A 6,135-nucleotide genomic window follows, 5' to 3' on the forward strand; every position below is an offset into this window, starting at 1 on the left:
GTGGCGTGGCTGTTAGCTTTCCGCGCCCCCCCCCCCCGAATATATGCCGCGCCCGCCCCCCGCGCGCGCGCGCGCCCCCCACGTATCGGGTCGGCTAGCGACTCACAGCGGCGGGAATCCCGCCGAGCCGGTCGACGCCCAGTTCCAGAAATCCCCGATGCGCATCACGATCAATGCGGCGATATCGAGCACGGTACTACCCATCCAGCCAGTCCTCACATCAGTTGTACAGATACGGCGGCCCAGAATAGGGCCCGCCGGCAGCACCCGACAACCGGCCCGCGGCCGGGCTGTCGCCGCTGCGACATCCCAGGCTAGTGGTCCACGGGCAGCCGCGGCCACTGACGGCCACTATGCGCCAAGGTCGACGGGTCGGTGGAGTGGAAGGTGTCGGAGACTTCGGCTTCGGTGGCCGGTCCGCCCGCCACCGCGACACTGCGCACCTCCAGTTCGGCCACCCCGACCAGTACCACCAGGCCGACGACGACCAGCGCCACTGTGGTGAGCAGCGGGGTCAGTAGTTCGACCGGTGCGACGCCTTCGGGTAGGCCGTGATGCTCGCCGTGGTGGGCGCTCATGGACGCCATCCCGGTGTAGTGCATACCGCATACCGCGACACCCATGATCAGCGCCGCGCCGACGGTACTCCCCCAGCCCTGGACGTGCAGCATGAACCACAGCGCGGCGGTCGCGGCGACCACCGCGATCACCAGGGAGAGCAGGACCAGGCCGGTGCCGTACTGCAGGGTGACGCCGGTGTTCATCGCCGCCATGCCCAGGTAGTGCATGGCCGCCACACCGAGGCCGGTGATCGCCCCGCCCAGCGGTAGCGCGATCGCCTCGCGGTGCCCGCGGACAACGATCGAAAGCCCGATCAGCACCACCACGATCGCGATGGCCGCGCTGAGCAGGGTCATCGGCATGTCGTAGCGGATACTCGCACCGTCGATGGCGAATCCGAGCATCGCCGTGAAATGCATCACCCAGATACCGGCGCCGCCCAGTGCGACCGCGGCCGCGATCAGCCAGCCGTAGGCCGGCTGCGCCGTCCGGGCGCGTACCGCACAGCGCAGACCCAGCACCGAACCGATGAAGGACATCACATAGGCAAGGACAGGAGTCACCCAGCCACTGCTGAAGTGCTCGAGATGTAGCACGTCTCTACTCCGCTTGTAATAGTCGATTTCCGAACCACGACCCTGTGGACAGTAGTTCGACGCACCCGAAGCCGGTTGCAAAGTAAAAATTCCACCTCATAGGGCTGCGCCATCGCCAGTCGATGTCACAACTGTGCTACCGAGCCCATAGCGGTGATCAGGCCAACAGGTAAGCCGGTGTGGCCGGTGGCGCCACGTTGTAGACGAAGTTCCGCCGCAACTGGTGATACGGCTCCCCCTCGGCGTAGAAGTTGCGGCGCATATGCGCCAGCTCCTCGGCCCGGTACTCGGCCAGCGGTTTGACCGCTTCGTCCGCTTCCCGTTGCCGCTTCTTGGCGGTCAGCCGGCCTTCGAGTTCCGGTGCCTCGGCGAGCAGCGTCGCCTCGCGGCGTACCCACTCGCGGAACTCCGCGGTACCGCCCGGCGCGACCCGGTCCACCAGACCGATCGCCGCGGCCGCGCCGGCGCCCAGCGGCAGGGTCGCGCGGGTCAGCCGGTCGGCCTCGGCCGCACCCACCCGGCGCGGCAGCGAATACGTCCAGTACTCCGAGCCGTACAGGCCCATCAGCCGGTAGTGCGGGTTGAGCACCACCGATTCCCGGCACCACACCTCGTCGGCGGCGAGGGCGAGCATGACGCCACCGGCCGCGGCATTCCCGGCCAGCGCCGAGATCACCAGCTTGTCCGTCGTGGTGAGGATCGCCTCCACCAGGTCGTTCATCGCGGTGATATTGCGCCACGACTCCTCGGCCGGATCCGCGGCTGCCTCGATGACATTGAGGTGGATCCCGTTGGAAAAGAAGTCGCGCGCCGGACCCAGCACCAGGGCGCGGATCGGCCGGGCGCTCGCCTGCCGGTAGGCCGCGAGCAGCCGGCGGCACTGGCCGGTGCTCATCGCACCACCGGCGAAGGCGAATTCCAGGTAGCCCACCGAGCCCTGCTCGTAGTACTGCAGTTCCGACCAGGTATCGCGAAGCGCCGCCTCGGCCGGGGTCACCGAGACCTCCGGGATGCCGGCGGGCAGATCGGCCCCGAGAGCGTCGACGGCGGGACGTTTGAACGTGGCCGGCCCGCCGGGGGTCCGCCGGCGGCGCAGCTGCGGCAACCACACCGCACCGTCCGCGGTGGCGCGGCAGATCGCGCCGTCGCGGGTGGCGATCACCGCACCCGGAATGCCGCGGAGCCGGTCTTCGCGATGACCGCCGTGCAGGAAATATTCCCGCCCGAACAGCTCGTCCAGCACTCCCGGCTGGGAATCGGCCGCGCGGAGTTTACGCAGGACTGTGGCGGTATCGTCGGCAGCCCAATCGATCCGGCGGTACTGCTGGGAATGGTACGGGCGCAGTTGCCCGCGCACATCGGGCCGGCGATAGTCCAGCGGTTCGGGTTCGAATACGCCCCCCGCGAACCGGTCCACCGCCAGCAGGACCGCCGCCACCGCCGCGTCGGAGACCTCGTTACGGTACAGCTCGCTCTTACCGCAGGCCGCCACCGGGAACGGTACCGACGCCCAGATCGGCCCCGCATCCATCTCCTCGACGGCCTGCAGCACCGTGACTCCCCACTCCCGGGCGCCCGTGCTGATCGCCCAGTCGAGCGAGGAGGGCCCTCGGTCGCCCTTCGGGCCGGGATGCACGATCAGTACGGTGTAGCGGGCCCAGATGTCCTCCGGGATGGCGGTGGTCAGCATGGGCGCCAGAATGAGGTCGGGCCGGTAACGCGCTACCCGGGCCCGCAGCAGATCGTCACCGAGCGCCAGCTCGACCCCCACGTCGTGTCCGCGGTCGCGTAATTCGGTGTGCACGCGCTGGGTGAGACTGTTGAATGCGCTGGCGACGAGCAAGACGCGCAAGGTTTTCCTCCATCGGGTGGGATCCGGCCGATCCCAAAGTAATGTTCCGGTTCCCGACAAAGCTAATCGCCCGGCCCCGGCCCCGCAGTCCGGAGTGATGCCGGTGACACTTGTGCGCCGCGGCGTAACTCGCTACAGCGCAATATCTTCCATCGCCCGGGCCAACAAAACCGCCGCCGACCTGGAAAATTGGCCGGGGGCGGTGGGCACCGTGGCCGGCCGGCAGTCCCGGGACCCGTTCCCGGCCGCCGGCGCCGTGGCAACACAAAGCCGCGGGCCGGGGTGTCCCTCCGCGAGGACGCCCGCCGTGCCTGCGCGGCACTGCTTCGACCGTATCGCCGGCGGCCGCCATGACGGGCCGCGGCCGGCCGAGCGGCACCGGGCGCCCGCGACGGCTACCGTCCGGACTGTCATGATCATCGAGAACCTGTGGGCCGCGGGCAGGATGCCCTACCGTGACGGCCTCTATCGACCCGCCGATACCGCCGTCGAGTTACACGTGGAAGGGCCGGGTGCCTATCACCCCGATGCGGGCCGGCCGATCCCGTTCCGGCTCGGCGGGCCACTGGATGTGGCCGTCGCGGTGGAGGAGGACGGTACCACCGAGGCGTACCCGAACTTCGACGTCCGTCTGCCCGACGGCACCGGCCGGATGACCGGAGGTGGCAGCGGGATGGGTAACGTCGGCTGGCTCGCCCGGCTCGGCCCCGACGGCTCGTTGCGCTGGATCGCGCCGATGCTTTCCGCCAATCCCTTTATCGGCGTGCGCTACGAGGGGACTTCGGCGATTTTCGTCAACGACTGGCGCAACCTGCTGACTCTCGACCTCGCCGACGCCGATCTGATCTGATCAGGTCAGATCTGATCGGGAACAACCGGAACTTCCACTGTATCGGCATATTTCGAGCCAGGATCCTGTGTGCTGCGCCCGGCAACCCTCGACGGCGGGCCAACCGCCCGTTCCCGTGCTCCGGCGCGCCGCGATCCGGCACGCGCCCCGATCGAGGCGCCGACGCCGGGATCCGTTACCGGATCTCAGCCGTCGACCGGTGGCTCAGCGCCTCGAGAACCGCAGTGATGTGCGTGATCTGCCGCGAATCGCTCGACCACAGTTCCCGGAACTCGCGCTCCTCGCCCGCATCCCGCAGTTGCGTCAGCCACGCGATCAGCACGGAAGTGCCCGCCGGAGTCGCGACGAAAACGGATCCGCCGAGCGTCGGGTCCGCGAGCTGCGCGGTGTCGCCGGTGAGGATCTCGGCGAGCGCCAGAGCGGTGACGTCGTACAGGTACTCGTCATCGGCGGGATCGTTGCCGAGCAGCCCCGCTGCGCGGGCGGCGTTCACCAGTTCCTCGGCCGTGACCTGATCCCGGTCCTCGGAGATCTCCTCCACCAGAGCCAGCACTTCCAGGCCCTCGTCGCTCTCCAGCGCCTTGACGCCCCATGCACCCATGACCCGCACTGTAGAGGAGGTCTTGTGTGGGCATTTCTTGTAGCCGGTGAGAGCTGCGGCGAGTTGCAGAAATGCTGTGGTAGGCAGCGCGGGCGGTCGTGGGGAGACGAGATACGTCGGGTCGTCCTTCCGGGGTGGTTCAGTCGCAGCAGTCGCAGTCGTGACCGGCCGCGGTGCTGTCTTCGGTGAACGCGGCGGGGTGGGGGCAGCAGGCGTCGCCGCGCCAGGCCCGGATGCCTTCCCGGACGGCGATGGCGGCGATGACCAGCGCGGCGATCGGGTCGGCCCACGACCAGCCGAACAGGCTGTTGAGCAGCAGCCCGACCAGCAGCACCGCCGAGAGGTAGGTGCACAGCAGGGTCTGTTTCGAATCCGACACCGCGGAAGCGGAGCCGAGTTCGCGGCCGGCTCGGCGCTGCGCGGCCGAGAGCACCGGCATGATCACCAGGCTCACCGCGGCCAGCACGATCCCGGTCGTCGAATGCCGGGCTTCGCCGAGCCCGAACAGGGCCCGAATGGAGTCGACGGTGACGTAGAAGGCGAGTGCGAAGAACGAGAACGCGATGATCCGCAGCGCGACCGTCTCCCGCTTCTCGGGGTCGCGGCCGGCGAACTGCCACGCCACCGCGACCGCCGAGGACACCTCGATCACCGAGTCCAGCCCGAACCCGATCAACGCGGTGGACGACACCCGGGAGCCCTCGGACAGGGCGATGATCGCCTCGATGACGTTGTAGGTGATGGTTGCGGCGACGAGCCAGCGGATCCGCCGCACCAGCAGCGCCTTCCGGTCCGGTTCCGGGCCGAGGTCCACCGCGGACGGCACGGCGGGCATACCGAGGGAAGCCATCAGCAGCAGCCTTCGGTCGCGGCGTCCGGGCAGCATGCCGGGTCCACTGCCAGCACCAGCCCGAGCAGATCCGCCAACGCTGCGGCGATCCGGATATCGGCGAGCTCGTAGCGGGCGCGCCGGCCTTCCGGTACCGCGACCACCAGCCCGCACCCGCGCAGGCAGGCGAGGTGGTTGGACAGGATCTGGCGGGTCACCCCGATCCGTTCGGCGAGCTCCGACGGATACCCCGGTCCCTCGCGCAAACTCAGCAGGATCCGAGTGCGGGTCGGATCGGACAGCGCGTGCCCGAACCGGGCCAGCGCATCAGTGAGTACGGCGGTCTCCACACCTCGGACAGTACATCAGTTTCTGTATTCAGTAAACGGTGAACTTTCAAGGCCTATCCGAGCCACAGCCGAGGCCGCATGGGTGGCAGTCAGGCACCGCGGGGTGCGTACATGATGACCGCGACCCCGGCCAGGCAGATGATCGCGCCGATGATGTCCCAACGGTCGGGCCGGAAGCCGTCCAAGGCCATGCCCCAGAGCAGGGATCCGGCGACGAATACCCCACCGTAGGCCGCGAGTATGCGGCCGAAGTGGGCGTCGGGTTGGCCGGTGGCGACGAACCCGTAGACCCCGAGCGCGATGACGCCGGCGCCGATCCAGGCCCAGCCGCGGTGTTCGCGTACGCCCTGCCACACCAGCCACGCACCGCCGATCTCGGCAACAGCGGCCAAGACGAACAGCACGATCGAACGCACAACAGTCATGATCGGAAACCCTAGATCCCCGGCCCATGGACCCGACCATGCCGAAACAGTTACCTCGATCCGGGGGACGC

General features: G+C 68.7%; 7 protein-coding genes. 1 reads left to right on the forward strand and 6 read right to left on the reverse strand.

All coding sequences use genetic code 11. The features are described from left to right. Positions 1 to 314: 314 nt before the first annotated feature. Complete coding sequence (locus QH276_RS10135; protein WP_280398052.1) at positions 315 to 1,124, reverse strand: MHYT domain-containing protein; 810 nt, start codon at positions 1,122 to 1,124, stop codon at positions 315 to 317. Between the two features lie 190 nt (positions 1,125 to 1,314). Next, positions 1,315 to 3,009 (reverse strand): hydrogenase maturation protein, encoded by a 1,695-nt coding sequence (locus QH276_RS10140; RefSeq protein WP_280398053.1) that lies wholly within the window; start codon positions 3,007 to 3,009, stop codon positions 1,315 to 1,317. 412 nt (positions 3,010 to 3,421) lie between these two features. Here QH276_RS10140 and QH276_RS10145 point away from each other — a divergent pair, with 412 nt between their 5' ends. Beyond that, the gene (locus QH276_RS10145; protein WP_280398054.1) at positions 3,422 to 3,859 is read left to right on the forward strand and encodes a hypothetical protein; all 438 of its coding nucleotides are present in this window, start codon (positions 3,422 to 3,424) and stop codon (positions 3,857 to 3,859) included. A gap of 175 nt (positions 3,860 to 4,034) precedes the next feature. On the opposite strand, the gene QH276_RS10150 is transcribed toward QH276_RS10145, so the two are convergent. From QH276_RS10150 to QH276_RS10165, 4 genes are all read right to left on the reverse strand, one after another. Continuing rightward, positions 4,035 to 4,460: a hypothetical protein gene (locus tag QH276_RS10150; RefSeq protein WP_280398055.1), complete on the reverse strand. Its 426-nt coding sequence runs from the start codon at positions 4,458 to 4,460 to the stop codon at positions 4,035 to 4,037. Positions 4,461 to 4,599: 139 nt separating this feature from the next. Beyond that, entirely contained in the window at positions 4,600 to 5,310 is a 711-nt protein-coding gene (locus QH276_RS10155; protein WP_280398056.1) for a cation transporter, read from the reverse strand. Then, on the reverse strand, positions 5,310 to 5,639 hold the full coding sequence (locus QH276_RS10160; protein ID WP_280398057.1) for an ArsR/SmtB family transcription factor: 330 nt from the start codon (positions 5,637 to 5,639) through the stop codon (positions 5,310 to 5,312). Before QH276_RS10160 ends, QH276_RS10155 begins: the two co-directional genes overlap by 1 nt. An 89-nt stretch (positions 5,640 to 5,728) precedes the next feature. After that, positions 5,729 to 6,064, reverse strand: coding sequence for a YnfA family protein (locus QH276_RS10165; RefSeq protein ID WP_280398058.1), 336 nt, complete (start codon positions 6,062 to 6,064; stop codon positions 5,729 to 5,731). Positions 6,065 to 6,135: the final 71 nt, after the last annotated feature.

The organism is Nocardia carnea (assembly GCF_029869215.1).
In the GTDB taxonomy this organism is placed as follows: domain Bacteria; phylum Actinomycetota; class Actinomycetes; order Mycobacteriales; family Mycobacteriaceae; genus Nocardia; species Nocardia carnea_B.

What these genes read in the sequence shown, in the direction of transcription:
- QH276_RS10145 (WP_280398054.1), top strand. Translation starts at nt 3,422, where the DNA reads ATGATCATCGAGAACCTGTGGGCCGCGGGCAGGATGCCCTACCGTGAC.
- QH276_RS10150 (WP_280398055.1), bottom strand. Translation starts at nt 4,460, where the DNA reads ATGGGTGCATGGGGCGTCAAGGCGCTGGAGAGCGACGAGGGCCTGGAA.
- QH276_RS10165 (WP_280398058.1), bottom strand. Translation starts at nt 6,064, where the DNA reads ATGACTGTTGTGCGTTCGATCGTGCTGTTCGTCTTGGCCGCTGTTGCC.
- QH276_RS10155 (WP_280398056.1), bottom strand. Translation starts at nt 5,310, where the DNA reads ATGGCTTCCCTCGGTATGCCCGCCGTGCCGTCCGCGGTGGACCTCGGC.